The 16,993-nt window shown below is 24.2% G+C and carries 14 protein-coding genes and 1 pseudogene; 7 read left to right on the top strand and 8 right to left on the bottom strand.

Annotation, left to right across the window (positions count from 1 at the left end; all coding sequences use genetic code 11):
- Positions 1-5: 5 nt before the first annotated feature.
- Positions 6-320, bottom strand: coding sequence for an outer membrane protein assembly factor BamE (locus ACOI1G_RS01925; RefSeq protein WP_422667134.1), 315 nt, complete (start codon positions 318-320; stop codon positions 6-8).
- A gap of 68 nt (positions 321-388) precedes the next feature.
- The gene (gene nadK, locus ACOI1G_RS01920; RefSeq protein ID WP_422667133.1) at positions 389-1,267 is read right to left on the bottom strand and encodes an NAD(+) kinase; all 879 of its coding nucleotides are present in this window, start codon (positions 1,265-1,267) and stop codon (positions 389-391) included.
- A 115-nt stretch (positions 1,268-1,382) separates the two neighbouring features.
- On the opposite strand from nadK, the gene grpE reads away from it, so the two are divergent.
- Positions 1,383-1,940, top strand: coding sequence for a nucleotide exchange factor GrpE (grpE, locus tag ACOI1G_RS01915; protein ID WP_422667132.1), 558 nt, complete (start codon positions 1,383-1,385; stop codon positions 1,938-1,940).
- Between the two features lie 55 nt (positions 1,941-1,995).
- Here grpE and ung read toward each other — a convergent pair.
- Positions 1,996-2,660, bottom strand: a pseudogene (gene ung / locus ACOI1G_RS01910) (uracil-DNA glycosylase).
- Between the two features lie 103 nt (positions 2,661-2,763).
- On the opposite strand from ung, the gene ACOI1G_RS01905 reads away from it, so the two are divergent.
- On the top strand, positions 2,764-3,357 hold the full coding sequence (locus ACOI1G_RS01905; protein WP_422667131.1) for a peroxiredoxin: 594 nt from the start codon (positions 2,764-2,766) through the stop codon (positions 3,355-3,357).
- 122 nt (positions 3,358-3,479) lie between these two features.
- Here the strand turns inward: ACOI1G_RS01905 and ACOI1G_RS01900 are convergent, their stop codons facing one another.
- Positions 3,480-4,196 carry a DUF2076 domain-containing protein gene (locus ACOI1G_RS01900; RefSeq protein ID WP_422667130.1) on the bottom strand — a complete coding sequence of 239 codons (717 nt, stop codon included), beginning with the start codon at positions 4,194-4,196 and terminating at the stop codon, positions 3,480-3,482.
- Positions 4,197-4,413: 217 nt separating this feature from the next.
- Between ACOI1G_RS01900 and gyrA the strand changes: the two genes are divergently transcribed.
- From gyrA to yfaE, 4 genes are all read left to right on the top strand, one after another.
- Positions 4,414-6,939: a DNA topoisomerase (ATP-hydrolyzing) subunit A gene (gyrA, locus tag ACOI1G_RS01895; protein ID WP_422667129.1), complete on the top strand. Its 2,526-nt coding sequence runs from the start codon at positions 4,414-4,416 to the stop codon at positions 6,937-6,939.
- A gap of 161 nt (positions 6,940-7,100) precedes the next feature.
- Entirely contained in the window at positions 7,101-9,386 is a 2,286-nt protein-coding gene (nrdA, locus tag ACOI1G_RS01890; RefSeq protein WP_422667128.1) for a class 1a ribonucleoside-diphosphate reductase subunit alpha, read from the top strand.
- 62 nt (positions 9,387-9,448) lie between these two features.
- The gene (gene nrdB, locus ACOI1G_RS01885) at positions 9,449-10,579 is read left to right on the top strand and encodes a class Ia ribonucleoside-diphosphate reductase subunit beta (protein WP_422667127.1); all 1,131 of its coding nucleotides are present in this window, start codon (positions 9,449-9,451) and stop codon (positions 10,577-10,579) included.
- A gap of 1 nt (position 10,580) precedes the next feature.
- Positions 10,581-10,847 (top strand): class I ribonucleotide reductase maintenance protein YfaE, encoded by a 267-nt coding sequence (yfaE, locus tag ACOI1G_RS01880; RefSeq protein ID WP_422667126.1) that lies wholly within the window; start codon positions 10,581-10,583, stop codon positions 10,845-10,847.
- Positions 10,848-10,865: 18 nt separating this feature from the next.
- Here yfaE and pta read toward each other — a convergent pair whose 3' ends face one another.
- Positions 10,866-13,007, bottom strand: a complete 2,142-nt coding sequence (gene pta, locus ACOI1G_RS01875) for a phosphate acetyltransferase (protein WP_422667125.1) — start codon at positions 13,005-13,007, stop codon at positions 10,866-10,868.
- Positions 13,008-13,024: 17 nt separating this feature from the next.
- On the bottom strand, positions 13,025-14,233 hold the full coding sequence (locus tag ACOI1G_RS01870) for an acetate kinase (RefSeq protein WP_422667589.1): 1,209 nt from the start codon (positions 14,231-14,233) through the stop codon (positions 13,025-13,027).
- Positions 14,234-14,362: 129 nt separating this feature from the next.
- Here ACOI1G_RS01870 and nadE point away from each other — a divergent pair, with 129 nt between their 5' ends.
- Positions 14,363-15,178 (top strand): ammonia-dependent NAD(+) synthetase, encoded by an 816-nt coding sequence (gene nadE, locus ACOI1G_RS01865; RefSeq protein WP_422667124.1) that lies wholly within the window; start codon positions 14,363-14,365, stop codon positions 15,176-15,178.
- Positions 15,179-15,191: 13 nt separating this feature from the next.
- Here nadE and sirB1 read toward each other — a convergent pair whose 3' ends face one another.
- Both sirB1 and prmC read right to left on the bottom strand, forming a co-directional pair.
- Positions 15,192-16,001, bottom strand: a complete 810-nt coding sequence (sirB1, locus tag ACOI1G_RS01860) for an invasion regulator SirB1 (protein WP_422667123.1) — start codon at positions 15,999-16,001, stop codon at positions 15,192-15,194.
- Between the two features lie 157 nt (positions 16,002-16,158).
- Positions 16,159-16,989 carry a peptide chain release factor N(5)-glutamine methyltransferase gene (gene prmC / locus ACOI1G_RS01855; protein ID WP_422667122.1) on the bottom strand — a complete coding sequence of 277 codons (831 nt, stop codon included), beginning with the start codon at positions 16,987-16,989 and terminating at the stop codon, positions 16,159-16,161.
- Positions 16,990-16,993: the final 4 nt, after the last annotated feature.

Below are 16,993 nucleotides of genomic sequence, written 5' to 3'. Positions count from 1 at the left end.
ATCAATCAAAATTGATTAATTTCTAAAAAAAATACTTTGTTTTTTTTAAAAAAAATACTCAATATTTTATTTTTTTTATTATTTTTTGAATAAAAAATATAATGATATGCATCATTAAAAGAATCAGAAATAATTGGTTTTCCAAATATATAATCTATTTGATTTCTTTTCATTCCTATATGAATCTTATTAAGATTTTCTTTTTCTAAAAAAGTACTATATTCTATTCTAGAATTATAATCATTTAAATGTGATACAGAACATCCAGATAGAAAAAAAATTATAAATGATACTCCAATTATTACAATCTTATAATACATTATCACATCCCAATTTATAATATAAATATCATTATTATTGTACTTATTTTAATGATATATGTATTATGTTAAAAAAGTTTTTTTGACCAATGTAATTTCGAAGTTAGCGTATTAAAATAATTATAACTTTTAGGATGAATAAGATGTAGACAATAACTACTTCGACTTATTAATATATACTCTTCTTTTGAAATAGAAAAAACTATTTGATTATCACAAGTAATTTTTAACTGCGTATCTATATTAGAAAATTTCAAACAAATAATACTATCACTTCTAATCACTAATGGGCGATTTGATAAAGTATGCGGAAACATAGGAACTAACAAAATAGCATCCAAAGAAACAGATAAAATTGGACCACCAGCTGAAAGAGAATATCCAGTAGATCCTGTTGGAGTTGAAATAATTAAACCATCTGAACATTGTGAAAAAGCAAAATCTTGATTGATATATACTTCAAATTCAATCATATTAGCAATGTATTCAGAATTTAATACCACTTCATTAATCGCAATAGTAGATTGAGAAATACAGTTTTGATTCATAACTTGTATATCTAATAAAAAACGATTTTCTATTGTATAGCTACCAGATAAAACTTCTGATAATTGCTCTAATCCAGTATCAGAATTTAAATCAGTAAGAAAACCTAAATTACCTCGATTAATACCAATAATTTTAATTTTATAATATGATAATATACGAGCTGCACACAATAAATTTCCATCGCCTCCAATCACTATGGCTAAATCACAATACTCACCAATTTGTATTAAAGTAGCAGTATTCGGACGATCTAATGTAAGTTCTTTAGCAATAGTATGCTCAATAAAAACTTTATATCCTTTTTTTATTAACCATTGATAAAGTATTTTATGCATTATTAATGAACTAGAATAACGTGGATGTCCAATAATACCAATACAATTAAAATGTTGCGCCATTACATCAAAATTCCTAATCTAAAAATCTATGTAGTATTATAGAAAAAAGTTATATTGAAATCTCTATTATAATATTTATAATAAATCTATTTATAATATTTTATACGGAAAATATATGGAAAATACAAAAAATAATCTAAAAAATGAAAAAAATATCAGTAATGAATTAAAAAAACATCATAAAAATATCGATGATATTGATAAAAAAATAGAAGAATTAAAATCAAAACTAGAATATTCTAAAAAAAATATCCATGATATTAAATTACGTCAATTAGCGGAAATAGAAAATATTGAAAAAAATGTCAAAAATAAAATCCAAAAAATAAAACAAACAGAACAAGAAATATTTTTAAAAAAAATATTATCTATTATAGATCAACTTGAAGAAACATTAAGTATTTCAGAAAAAATAGAATTAAAAAATGAACCAGTTATAGAAGGAATTAATCTAACATTACAATCTTTATGGAGCAATATATCTAAATTAGGCGTTTTTTTAGTAGGTCAAAAAAATGAAGCATTTGATTCAAATATTCATGATTCTCTTTCTGAAAAATTTTCTACAACTATTCCAGTTAATCATATTATGCATGTGCATAAAAAAGGATATGTTTGGAATAAAATTGTTTTAAGAAAAGCAGTAGTTACAATATCCAAAAAAGAAAAATAATATTTTAAGATAATATAATTTAAAAATAGAAAAAATATGCATATTTTTTCTATTTTTATAAAGAAAACCAATTAATTTTTTCTTTTTTAAGACGTGTTAATATCTCATTAGTTTTAGAAAAATGCTTACACCCTAAAAACCCTCGAAAAGATGATAAAGGTGATGGATGAGAAGATTCTAAAATATAATGACAATTATGATTAATTAATTTACTTTTTTTTTGTGCTTCCTTTCCCCAAAGTAAAAAAATAATATTTTTTTGATAATAATTAATAAAATGGATTACTGTATCTGTAAAAATTTCCCATCCTATATTATAATGTGATCTTGGTTTTCCAGATTCTACTGTTAAAATACTATTTAATAGAAATACACCTTGTTTAGCCCATTCTATTAAACATCCATGATGAAAGACAAATTTTTTATTAAAATCAGTATTTAATTCTTTATATATGTTTTGTAAAGAAGGTGTGATAGTATATCCTTTAGGAATTGAAAATGCCAATCCATGGGCTTGATTGTTAGAAAAATATGGATCTTGACCTAAGATAACAACTTTAATATCGCTGAATTTAGTAAAGTAAAACGCATTAAATATATCTTTTTGATTTGGATAAATAGTTTTTTTTAATCTTTCTTGTTGAATAAATTTCATTATATTAATAAAATATTTTTTTTTTCTTGAGATAAAATATCTTTCCAAGTTAAGATACAACTCATAATTTAATTCCTAATATTGTATAAAAAAAAATTATTATAATTTTATAATTTTTTTATAATCATTAACATAATTTCACTTTCTTATAAGAAAGTAAGGAATAAAATGGTCCTGGTAACACAAAAAGCACCTAATTTTATAGCTTCAGCAATTTTAAAAAATGGTGATATTACTAATGAATTCAATCTAAAAAAATTTTCTAATCATCAGGCAGTAATATTATTTTTTTGGCCAATGGATTTTACTTTTGTATGTCCATCTGAAATTATAGAATTTAATAAACTGCATTTAGAATTTAAAAAAAGAAATGTGAAAATAGTTGGTGTCTCTACTGATAGTGTATATGTTCATCAAGCATGGCAAAAAACTCCTATTAAAAATGGTGGTATTGGAAATATTTCTTTTCCTATGGTTTCTGATATCAAGCATGATATTCAAAAATCTTATGGTATTGAACATCCCGATCTTGGTGTAGCATTAAGAGCATCTTTTTTAATTGATAAGAATTGGATTATTCGTCATCAAGTTGTTAATGATCTTCCTTTTGGCCGTAATATACAAGAAATGATACGTATGGTCGATGCTATAGATTTTTATAATCAAAATGGCGAAGTATGTCCTGCAAACTGGAAATCAGGACAAGAAGGAATGAAAGCATCTTTAGAAGGAGTATCATCTTACCTTAGTAAATATTACTAAAAATTATATTTAATTAAAAAGTCAGCAAAAATAATTTATGCTGGCTTTATAATATATATATGTGAAATATTTTAAAATAATTTTTTATAAAAAATTATTTTAAAAATATAAAAGATAGAATTTTATATTAAATTATCATCATTCATATCTATATCATCTACATATTGATTATTAGAATCTGAATGAAATACATCATTATCAGAAGTATCAAAATCAGAATGATCATATTCATTATTAATTAAATCACTATCGTGGATATCATCATCGATTTCATTATTTTTAACATTTGAATTAGAATGATCTAAAGAAGAATCATCATGAATAGTATTAAAAATATCTTCTTCTGGTTTAGTATGTTGAAATAAATTCATTAACATATTACCTAAAATCATACCACCTGCTACACCAGTAGCAGTTTGTAAAGCATTCGAAAGAAAACTACTACTACTACTATTATTATTATATGGTATAGATGAATTTATATTTTGCGGAACAGGAGCAGCGTCATTCTTCCATGTATTATTATTTGAAGGATAAACAGGTGAAGAAGAATTTTTTTTTGAAAAAAATCCAGATAAAAAACTAGGTTTTTTAATATTATTTTTAGATTCTATTTTTAATATTTGATCTTTTAATTCTTCAATCTTTGCATTCATCTTTTGTATAGCTGTTTCTTGAATTAATATTGTTTGAATCATATAATACGATGAAGAAGGTTGATTTTTTACTAAATTTTTAATTAATATATCAGCCTCTTCATCTCTTGGAGAAGAATTTAACTCAGTAGTTTTTAAGCGATTAAATAGATTTTCTATTAACTTTTTTTCTTTATCTTGCATATAATGCCTCGATTTTTAAAAAAATTATATTATAGTAAAAATTAAATTTTAATACTTTAATATAAAATACACAATAAAAAAATATATTTTTTATATTATTTTTAAAAATGATGTAAAATAATGATTTTCATTCCATGCACGAAAGAAATTAATTATGTTATAATATAACACTTTCACCTAAAACTATTATATTAATTGATAAAGAGATAATATCTTGATGAAAGACCTTACAAGGGAAATTATGCAGGTAAATATTGAAGAAGAGTTAAAAAGCTCTTATTTAGACTATGCAATGTCTGTAATAATTGGTCGAGCTTTACCTGATGTTCGAGATGGATTAAAACCAGTACATCGAAGAATACTTTTTGCAATGTATATATTAGGTAACGATTGGAACAAATCATATAAAAAATCAGCACGCGTAGTGGGTGATGTTATTGGTAAATATCATCCTCATGGAGATTCAGCTGTATATGATGCAATAGTACGGATGGCACAAAAATTTTCATTACGTTATATGTTGATTGATGGACAAGGAAATTTTGGATCTATTGATGGAGATGCAGCAGCAGCAATGAGATATACAGAAGTAAGAATGTCCAAAATAGCACATGAATTACTTAGTGATTTAGAAAAAAATACTGTTGAATTTTTACCAAATTATGATAATTCTGAAAAAATTCCATCTGTATTACCAGCAAAAATACCAAATCTGCTTATTAATGGATCATCTGGAATAGCAGTAGGAATGGCAACAAATATCCCTCCTCATAATCTAAATGAAGTAATTAATGGCTGTTTAGCATATATTAACAACAATCAAATTACCTTAGAAGAACTTATGCAATATATTCCAGGACCAGATTTTCCAACATATGGGATTATTAATGGAAAATCTGGTATCAAAGAAGCATACAGAATAGGAAAAGGTAAAATATATATTCGCGCACGTCATAAAATAGAAATTAATCAAAAAAATAAAAAAGAATCGATCATATTTTATGAAATACCTTATCAAGTCAATAAATCTCGTTTAATTGAAAAAATAGCAGATTTAGTGAAAGATAAAAGAATTGATGGTATTAGCACTCTGCGTGATGAATCTGATAAAGATGGAATGAGAATTGTAATTGAAATTAAAAAAGAAGCTATTTCTGAAATAGTATTAAATCAACTTTATTCTTTAACACAATTACAAATATCTTTTGGTATAAATATGGTTGCTTTGTGTCAAGGACAACCAAAAACACTTTCACTAAAAAAAATACTACAATCATTTTTATCTCATAGAAAAGAAATTATCAAACGACGTAGTATTTTTGAACTGAACAAAACAAAAGATAGAACACATATTTTAGAAGGTCTTAGCGTTGGATTAAATAATATAGATTTACTGATAAAAATTATTAAAACCGCAAAAAATAATATAGATGCAAAAATTTTAATTAAAAAACAAAAATGGATTTCACATATTACTTTAAAATCTTGTAATTTAGATCAGAAAAAAGATATTTTAAAGAAAAATAATGATTGTAATAATGAAAATAATTATTATTACTTTAGTAAAAAACAAGTACAATCTATTCTAGATCTGCGATTACATCAATTAACAAATTTAGAACAAAAAAAAATTATTATAGAATATGAAAATTTAATGGAAAAAATTAAACAATTAACATATATTTTAAATAATCCTAATCGTATGTTAGAAGTGATTCGTGAAGAGTTATTATTAGTCCAAAAAGTATTTAAAGATAAAAGAAGAACAGAAATTACTGAAAATAAAGCCGATATTAATATTGAAGATTTAATTAATCAAGAAAATGTTGTAGTAACATTATCACATTCAGGATATGTTAAATATCAACCTCTTTCAGATTATAATGCTCAAAGAAGAGGAGGAAAAGGAAAATCTGCTGCTAAAATAAAAGAAGAAGATTTTATAGAAAGTTTAGTAATTGCTAATACACATGATACTATATTATGTTTTTCTAGTCGAGGTATTGTATACTGGATGAAAGTATATCAATTACCAGAATCTAGTAGACATGCACGAGGACGGCCAATAGTTAATTTATTACCATTAAGTATTAAAGAAAGAATCACCACTATACTACCAGTGAATGCATATAAAGATAATCTTAATATTTTTATGGCTACAGCAAATGGAATGGTTAAAAAAACTTCCTTAAATGAATTTAAAAGACCACGTAATGCAGGTATTATTGCTATTAATTTACGAAAAGATGATGAATTAATAGGTATTGCTTTAACTAATGGACATGATAATATTATGTTATTTACACAAATTGGTAAAGTTGTTCAATTTCATGAAAATAGTGTTCGTACTATGGGTCGTACAGCTTCAGGGGTAAAAGGAATTAAAATTAAAAAAAATGATAAAGTAGTTTCTTTAATTATTCCTCGTAAGAAAGAAAGTATTTTAATCGCAACAAATAATGGTTTTGGAAAAAGAACAAGTATTGCTAATTTTCCAATTAAATCACGAGCAACACAAGGTGTAATTGCTATAAAAACTACTAAAAAAAATGGAAAAATGATAGGCGCTATACAAGTTGTAGAAACAGATCAAATTATGATGATTACCAATGCTGGTACTTTAGTAAGAATTAGAGTCTCAGAAGTTGGAATTGTAGGGAGAAATACACAAGGTGTAATTTTAATTAGAACATCAAAAAATGAAAAAGTTGTGGCTTTACAAAGAATTGAAAAACCTATATAACAGTATTTTAAAAACAAATAATTATTTTTATATTTCCGATATATATATTTGTTAGACAAATTACATATATATTTATTGAATGTATATAAAATAAAATCTACAATATCAACATATACATTCGTATACATTCCAAAAATTTCAAAAAAAGGTTTAAAGAAATTATGACACCTTGCATGTTTGTCATTAAACGCAGTGGAGAAAAAAAACAAATAAACTTAAATAAAATCACTCAAATCTTAAATTGGTCAAAAACTGGTCTTAATAATATATCTGTTTCTCAAGTAGTATCACAGGCTCATGTTCAATTTTATAATAATATAACTACTTCACAAATTAATGATATTTTAGTTCAAATAACGGCAAATTTAATATCTACGGATGCAACTGATTATCAATATATGTCAGCTAGATTAGCGATTTTTCAATTAAGAAAAAAAACTTATAACCAATTTACACCGCCTCATTTTTATTCACATGTTAAAAAATTAGTAGCTTTAAAGAAATATGATCCTATGTTATTAAAAGAATATACACCTCAAGAATTTTCTATAATGAATTCTTTTCTTTGTCATTGGCGAGATATGAGTTTTTCTTATGCAGCAGTAAAACAATTAGAAGGCAAATATTTAATACAAGATCGAGTTACAGGAAAAATATATGAAAGCCCACAGTTTTTATATATTCTTATAGCTGCATGTTTGTTCTCTCAATATCCAAAAAAAACTCGTCTTAATTATATTCATCGTTTTTATCATGCCATTTCTACATTTCAAATATCTTTACCAACACCCATTATGGCTGGAGTGAGAACATTAAATCGTCAATTTAGTTCTTGCGTTTTAATTGACTGTGCTGATAATTTAGATTCCATTAACGCAACTACAAGCTCTATTGTAAAATATATTTCCAAAAGAGCTGGAATTGGAATAAATGCTGGACAAATTCGCTCAGTAGGAAGCTCTATTAGACATGGTGATGCTTTTCATACTGGAAGCATTCCATTTTATAAACATTTTCAAACAGCAGTAAAATGTTGTTCCCAAGGCGGAATTAGAGGAGGAGCTGCAACTATTTTTTACCCAATATGGCATTTTGAAGTAGAAAATTTGGTAGTATTAAAAAATAATCGAGGTATTGAAGATAATCGTGTTCGTCATATGGATTATGGAATACAAATTAATAAAACCATGTACGACAGAATAATATCAGGGAAATACATTACTTTATTTAATCCGTCTGATGTACCTAAATTATATAATGCATTTTTTTCTAATCAAGAAGAATTTGATAAGTTATATATTGAACATGAAAAAAACAGAAGAATCAAAAAAAAAAGAATCAAAGCATTAGATTTATTTGCATTAATTATACAAGAAAGAACTTCTACAGGACGAATTTATATACAAAATATAGATCATTGTAATTCACATGGAGCATTTAATTCAGAATTAGCACCTGTTAAACAATCTAATCTATGTTTAGAAATTACATTACCGACTAAACCACTAAATCATATTTATGATGAACAAGGTGAAATAGCACTTTGTACTTTATCCGCATTTAATTTAGGTAGTATAAAAAAATTAAGTGATTTTGAAGAACTTGCAGATTTATCTGTACGTGCTTTAGATGAAATATTAGAATATCAAGAATATCCCATCGCTGCTGCTAAAAAATCTGCTCTTTCTAGACGTTCATTAGGAATAGGTGTAATAAATTTTGCATATTATCTAGCGAAAAATGAAGTTCGTTATTCAGATGGTAGTGCTAATAATTTAACACATAGAACTTTTGAAGCAATACAATATTATTTAATTAAAGCATCTTGTGCACTTGCTAAAGAAAAAGGAACATGTGCTTTATTTCATCAAACAAACTATTTTTTAGGAAAATTACCAATAGATACATATAAAAAATATATTGATGAAATATGCGATGAGCCTTTACATCTAGACTGGACATCATTGAGAAAAAAAGTAAAAAAATATGGATTAAGAAATTCAACGTTGTCTGCAATTATGCCATCAGAAACATCTTCTCAAATTTCTAATTCAACAAGTGGCATTGAACCACCTAGGGGATTTGTAAGTATTAAAGCATCTAAAGATGGAATGTTACGACAAGTAGTTCCAGAATATAATCAATTAAAATCCCAATATGAATTATTATGGGATATTCCTGATAACTTAGGATATTTACAAATAGCTGGTATTATACAAAAATTTACTGATCAATCTATTTCTGTAAATACAAATTATAATCCAGAAAGATTTGAAAATGAAAAAATTCCAATGAGACAATTAATGTATGATGTACTGATAGCTTATAAATTAGGTTTAAAAACTTTATATTATCAAAATATTCATGATGGATCTAAAGATAATCATACATTTATGTTTGAAATGCCACTAGAAGACAACTGTGCAAGTGGTTCTTGTGTTATATAATAAATAAAAATTAAATAACTTATATATTATATATATTAAATTGACTTTCTGGGTGCAATAACATGGTTTATACAACATTTTCAAAAACAAGTAATGACCAATTAAAAGAACCTATGTTTTTTGGGCAACCTGTTAATATCTCTCGATATGATCAACAAAAATATTATTTTTTTGAAAAACTTACTGAAAAACAACTATCTTTTTTTTGGAGACCAGAAGAAATAGATCTTTCTAGAGATAGAATTGATTTTAATAATCTTTCTCAATCTGAAAAACACATTTTTATTAGTAATTTAAAATATCAAACATTACTTGATTCAATTCAAGGAAGAAGTCCTAATATTGCTTTTTTGCCAATTATTTCTCTTCCGGAATTAGAGACATGGATCGAAACATGGTCATTTTCAGAAACCATTCATTCACGATCTTATACACATATTATTAGAAATCTTGTTAATACGCCATCTATTATATTTGATGACATCATTTCAAACAAAAATATTATTAACCGAACAAAAGATATTTCTATTTATTATGATCAATTAATTGAAATGACAAATTATTGGCATTTATTAGGAGAAGGTACGCATTTTATTAATAAAAAAAATATTAGTATTAATTTAAAATCATTAAAAAAGAGATTGTACCTTTGTCTTGTAAGTGTCAACGTATTAGAAGCCATTAGATTCTATGTTAGTTTTGCATGTTCATTTGCTTTTGCTGAAAAAAAATTAATGGAAGGAAATGCAAAAATTATAAGATTAATAGCGCGTGATGAAGCATTACATTTGACAGGTACTCAACATATTTTAAATATTTTTAATAATATTAATAATCATGAAGATATGCAAGATACTATCTTAGAATGTCAAGAAGAAGCCTGTAATATATTTATTACTGCTGCACAACAAGAAAAAAAATGGGCTGAATATTTATTTCAAGACCATTCTACTATTGGATTGAATAAAGAAATTCTATGTCAATATATCGAATATCTTACAACTCTTCGAATGAATGCATTAAATCTTCCATCACCATTTAAAAAACAATCTAATCCTATACCTTGGATTAATGATTGGCTAACTTCTGATGTTATACAAACAGCTCCTCAAGAAACAGAAATTACTTCTTATCTAGTAGGACAAATTGATTCAGAAGTATCAGATGATGAATTTAAATATTTTCAATTATAAAATGAATTCTTTTATTATTTATATAGAAAATTTAAAAAAAAAAATATTCTATTACCCAAACAATGATTCACTGTTATTGATTTTAGAATCAAATAGCATCAATATTGAATATCAATGCCGATCTGGTTATTGTGGAACATGTAGAATTCAATTAATAGAAGGAAAAATTTATTATCCAAAAGAAAAACCCATAGCTTCTATGTGCAATATAAAAGACATTTTTCCCTGTTATTGTCAACCTAAAGGTCATATAAAAATTAATATTTAAATAAAAATAAATAATATTTTATTTTGATTGGATTGCAGTTAAAGCAATAGTATAAATAATATCTTCTATTGAAGAACCTCTAGATAAATCATTAACTGGTTTCCTAAGTCCTTGTAACATGGGCCCAATGGAAACCAGTTGTGCAGAACGCTGAACAGCTTTATAAGTAATATTACCGGAATTTAAATCTGGAAAAATAAAAATAGAAGCAGATCCTAAAAGAGAAGAAAACGGCATTTTTAACTGTGATATCTTTTTTGATACAGCCGCATCATATTGAATAGGACCATCAATTATTAAATCTGGTCTTTTTAATTTAACAATAGAAGTTGCTTTTTTTACTTTTTCTACTTGCTGACCAGTACCAGAAGAACCTGTAGAATAAGATAACATAGCTATACGTGGTTCAATTCCAAATATTTCTGCTGAATGAGACGATTGAATAGCAATTTCAGCTAATTCTTCTGCAGTAGGATTAATATTAATTGCACAATCACCATAAATTAACACTTTTTTTGGTAATAACATAAAAAAAATAGATGATATAAGAGAACTAGAAATATTTGTTTTAATTAATTGTAATGCAGGACGTATTGTACTTGCTGTAGTATTAATTGAACCTGAAACCATTCCATCTACTTCATCGGATTCAACCATTAATGTAGCTAATATAATATTATCTTGTAATTGTTTTTTTGCGTAATATTCATCTATTCCTTTATGTTTTCGTAATCTCATAAACTGTGAAAAATATTTTTCTCTTACTAAATCCGGATTAATAATTTCAATTCTTTTACTTAAATAAATACCTTTCTCTTTAGCAATATTATAAATTTTTTGTGGATCTCCTAATAATACACATTTAGCAATATTTAAATTATCACATATAGATACTGCATGTAGTATTCGAATTTCATAAGATTCTGGTAAAATAATACGTTTTTTGCTTCTTCTAGATAAAACTTTTAAATGATGACAAAATTCTCTTGGAGAGAAAATAATCGAAGTATATTTTTTCTCTTTAAATAAACAAATTTTATTAATATTAAAAAAACTAGAAATATATTTTTGTAATTGATTAATACGATCTTTTTCTCTAATATTTAAATTAAAATGAAAATTTTGCAAAATACAAATAATATCTATTATGTTTTTATTTATAAAAAATATTGAAATATTCATATTAATTAATGTTTTACATAATTCTTGAAGATATTGTATTGATGTTAATTTTCCAGATAAAAGTACTGTGATAGACTTATGATTATAATATTCTATAAAATATTGAATAAAATTAGATACTTCATTTATAGGTACAATAATTAAAATACAAGAATTATTTTTATGTAATATATTTTTCTCATGTCTATTAAAAATAATTATTTTTTCTATATTTTGCATATACATATTAGAAATATGAATAGGCATTGCATTTAAGAATCGATAAATATCTATACTAAATATTTCCATTAAATCTTTATTCCATGGAATAAAAGCAATAATAGGAAATACAGTATTATTTATTAATTGTTCTAAAATTATATTTTTTTTATTTTCAATAATATTATTTTTCAAAAATTTTAATTTATCTATAAAACCATTTTTTTTTCCTAAAAAAATAGAATTAATCTCATTAAAAATTACACCTAAAAATTTTTTATATTCATATTTTTTTAAAAATAATTTAATTTCATTTTCCTTCATATTATAATATTTTATAGTACATTCTATTATATTCGATAATAATATTACTTCTGCATTCAAATTTTGAGCAATGTCATAATTAATCTGATCAGAATAAATATTTTTTTCTTTATTTAATCCTTCAATTAAAATAAATTCATATAAATATTTATTTTCAAAACATTTTTCAATAAGATGATCTAACAAAGAAAAGTAAATACTTGAACCTAGAGTAACATTAGAAAAATTTATTTCTTGTAATATGTCTATAAAATAAGAAAAATATTTATTAATAATAATAGCTGTATTATTTAATATATTATTTTGACAAGAAATATACAAAATAGATTTATTACTTTCTTTTTTATGTTTATTTTTATTTAAAAAATCTAATAAACTTAAACTTATTGCTGTAGATCCAACATTATTATTGATAGGAACTAACATGATAATATGAGACATAATTACCTTATTCATTATTAATGCAATCAAAATTATATATTATTAATTATATTTATCGCTTCTTGAGATATTGCTAGTTCTTCATTAGTAGGAATTATAAAAATTGGTCGTGAAGAATTTAAAGTCACAATACCATGTTGTCCATGTTTTATAGAAAAATTAAGTTTAATATCAATTTTAAATCCTAATAAAGATAATTTAGATATAATTATTTCTCTAATAAAAGGAACATTTTCACCAATTCCACCAGTAAATATTATTGCATCTAAACGACCATCCATTAATGCTGTATAAGCACAAATGTATTTAGAAATTCTATGACAAAAAATATCTACAGATATTTTAATCTGATTATTAAGATTATAATTACTCTCTAAATAACGAAAATCACTACTAACTCCACTTAATCCTAATAAACCTGATTTTTTAGTTAATAATTCTTCAATATCATCAATACTCATATTAGCATTTTTATACATAAAAAAAATAATTGCCGGATCTATATCACCACTTCGAGTGCCCATAACTAATCCTTCTAATGGAGTTAATCCCATAGATGTATCTACACAGATACCATTACATATAGCAGAAACAGAAGCTCCATTACCTAAATGACAAGTAATAATATTTAATGAATTAAATTTTTTATTTAATAAAAAAGAAGCCTCATAAGCTACATATTGATGACTAATTCCATGCGCACCATAACGTCTAATACCATATTTTTCATAAAAATAATATGGAATTGCATATAAAAACGATACATTAGACATATTTTGATAAAAAGAAGTATCAAAAACAGCTACATTTTTTTTTGATAATAAAGGATATTTTTTAATAATTTTTTTAATACCGATTAAATTGGCGGGATTGTGTAAAGGAGCAAAAATAGATGCTTCTTCAATTAAATTCATAATTTTATCATCAATTAAAACTGATTTTTTAATTTTTCTACCTCCATGTACAACTCTATGTCCTATACCAATGATTCTTTTAAAAATATCTTCTTTTTTTAAAAAAATATAATCTATAATAAAATCTAATGCATCTTCATGCGAAATATTAGAACCTATAATTTTATTATATTTTTTTTTATAACATTCCCATTTAATATAAGTATCTGATAAAAATAAACGTTCTACGATACCAAATAAATATTTTTTTTTATTTTTTGGATTTATAACAGAGAACTTTAAAGATGAACTTCCGCAATTTAAAACTAAAATTAAATTATTCAATATTGAATTACCTATTTTATATTATATGTGTCTTTTATTAAAAAAATTTATTATAATCTTTTAATAAAGTATTACTTATATCAATCTTAAAAATTTTATATAAATAATTATATTATAAATTCCGGAGATACAATGACTTTACAAAAAAAAATAATTAAATTATTAGGGGTAAAATCAAAAATTATACCAAAAATAGAAATTAAACAATCTATCCATTTTTTAAAAAAATACTTAACTTTATTTCCTCATTTAACATCTCTCATTGTAGGTATTAGTGGAGGACAAGATTCAACCTTAACTGGAAAATTATGTCAGATGGCAATACAAGAACTAAGACAAGAAAAAAAAAATATAAACTATCAATTTATTGCGTTAAGATTGCCATATGGAATTCAAAAAGATGAAAAAGATTGTCAAGATGCAATTAAATTTATATGTCCAGATCAATATTTTAATATTAATATAAAAAAATCAGTTTTAAGCAGTGAATTATCATTAAAAAAATCAGGAATACATATTTCCGATTATATAAAAGGTAATGATAAAGCACGAGAAAGAATGAAAATTCAATATAGCGTCGCTGCAGTGAAAAAAGGATTAGTCGTTGGAACTTCTAATGCTGCAGAAATAATTACTGGATTTTTTACTAAATACGGAGATAGTGGAACAGATATTAATCCTATTTCTCAGTTAAACAAAAAACAAGGACGATCTTTGTTAAAAGAATTAAATTGCCCTAAGCATCTCTATCTTAAAAAACCAATGGCTGATCTAGAAGATCAAAAACCACAACAAGATGATGAATCTGTTTTAGGAATTTCATATAATATAATTGATTCTTATTTAGAAGGACACAAAATAGATACTATAAGTCAAAAAATTATTGAAACCCTATATTTAAAAACAGAACATAAACGAACACTTCCATTTACAATATTCAACAAATAAAAAAATAAATACTTTAATGTAAAATTAATTTTCTTTGTTCAATAGAATGAATTTGTAACTTAATAATTTCACTAATAGGATCTTCAGGACAATGTTCAATAAAATAAATTAAATCTGCTAAAGCAATATGATGACATTCTAATTGTGCATATATTAATCCTCGATCACGAATTTCATATGGATTATTTGGATCTATATGTAATAAAATATTACTTACATTTAATGCTAGTTCCATTTTTTTTTCTTCTATTAACGCTGATTTTAATGTATCTAGTATTTTTCGAATCACATTCATAGATGTAGCTTTATATAAATCATTATCATATAATTCTGCTGTAGGACTAATATTACCCTTTAACCATACTTTTAATATGTGTTTATTTAAAATTTCTCCATTAAAAGGATTTATTAACCATTTCTTTTTATCAATCCAATCTGCTCTTAAAAGTAATTGTGTAGGAAAAATAACAGGATTTAATGGTAAATGTAATGATTGAGCAATATATAAAAAAAGAATGCCTAAAGAAACTGCAGTTCCTTGATGTGTTTTTAATACATAATCTATCCATAATACATCTGATAATTTATATATTCCACTTGCACCACCAAACTGCCAATGCTCATAAAATAATTCTAACAATTTTTCTAATTGTCGATGAGGTTTTTGTTCAGAAGTAATATATGACTTTGCTTCTTGTACTTTATTATTTAATTCTAATAAAACAAATTCTGTAGGAAAATCTTCTCGAATAATCTTAGAAGTTGTAAGAATAGAATCAAAAAGTGATAATTTAGAAAAATCAATATTAGAAATAGATTTCATATTATTAGCAATATTAATATTTTTAGATGATTAAAAATGAAAATGTTATTAATAATTATATTTTAGAATATATCTCAAATGAGAATATAGCTATATTTTATTATAAATACATTATGTTATCTATATATTACGTATACTATCAAAATCAATATATAATTTATTTTACTTTTTTTCCAATTGTAACACGATCATTTCCTCCATAATCTTTGTATGATTGTATATCAGAAAATTTATATTTTTGAAATAAATATTGTATTATAGACTTTTGTTTCCATCCATGTTCAATTAACAACCAACCATTATATAATAAATATTGAAAAGAAGTTTTGATAATTAATTCAATATCTGCAAAACCATTTTTATCAGAAAAAAGGGCATTAATTGGTTCAAATAAAATATCTCTTTTTAGATTCTTTATTTCATTAATGCTAATATAAGGTGGATTACTAACAATAATATCAAATTTTTTATAAATATGTGAAAACCAATTACTATAAAAAAAATAAATATTATGTAATTTTAATTTTAATGCATTAAATTTAGCTATTTTTAATGCTTGTTTTGAATTATCAATACCAGTAATGCTCCATGTTGGACATGTATTAGCTAAAGCCAAAGCAATTGCACCACAACCAGTTCCTAAGTCGAGAATTGAAGAATATGGATTCGAAATTTTTTCTATAGTTTTTTCTACTAATATTTCTGTATCAGGTCTTGGAATAAGAGTATCATAGGAAACACGTAAAGACAAAGACCAAAATTCTTTTTCTCCTGTTAAATATGCCATCGGTTCTCCAAGAGATCGACGATGCACTAAATTAGTTAAACATTTTAATTTTATATCACTTATTTTAATATTATTTAAAATAAAAATATCAATTGGAGAACACTGAGTAACATGCATTAATAATAATTCTGCTTCATATTTTGGATTATCACAATAAGATAATTTTTTAACAGTTTTTTCTATCCATAATTTAATATTCATAATT

The organism is Buchnera aphidicola (Pterocomma populeum) (assembly GCF_049314985.1).
In the GTDB taxonomy this organism is placed as follows: Bacteria; Pseudomonadota; Gammaproteobacteria; order Enterobacterales; family Enterobacteriaceae; genus Buchnera; species Buchnera aphidicola_BQ.
The sequence above is the reverse complement of the archived record's forward strand: the minus strand, read 5'-3'. Positions and strand labels throughout refer to the sequence as shown.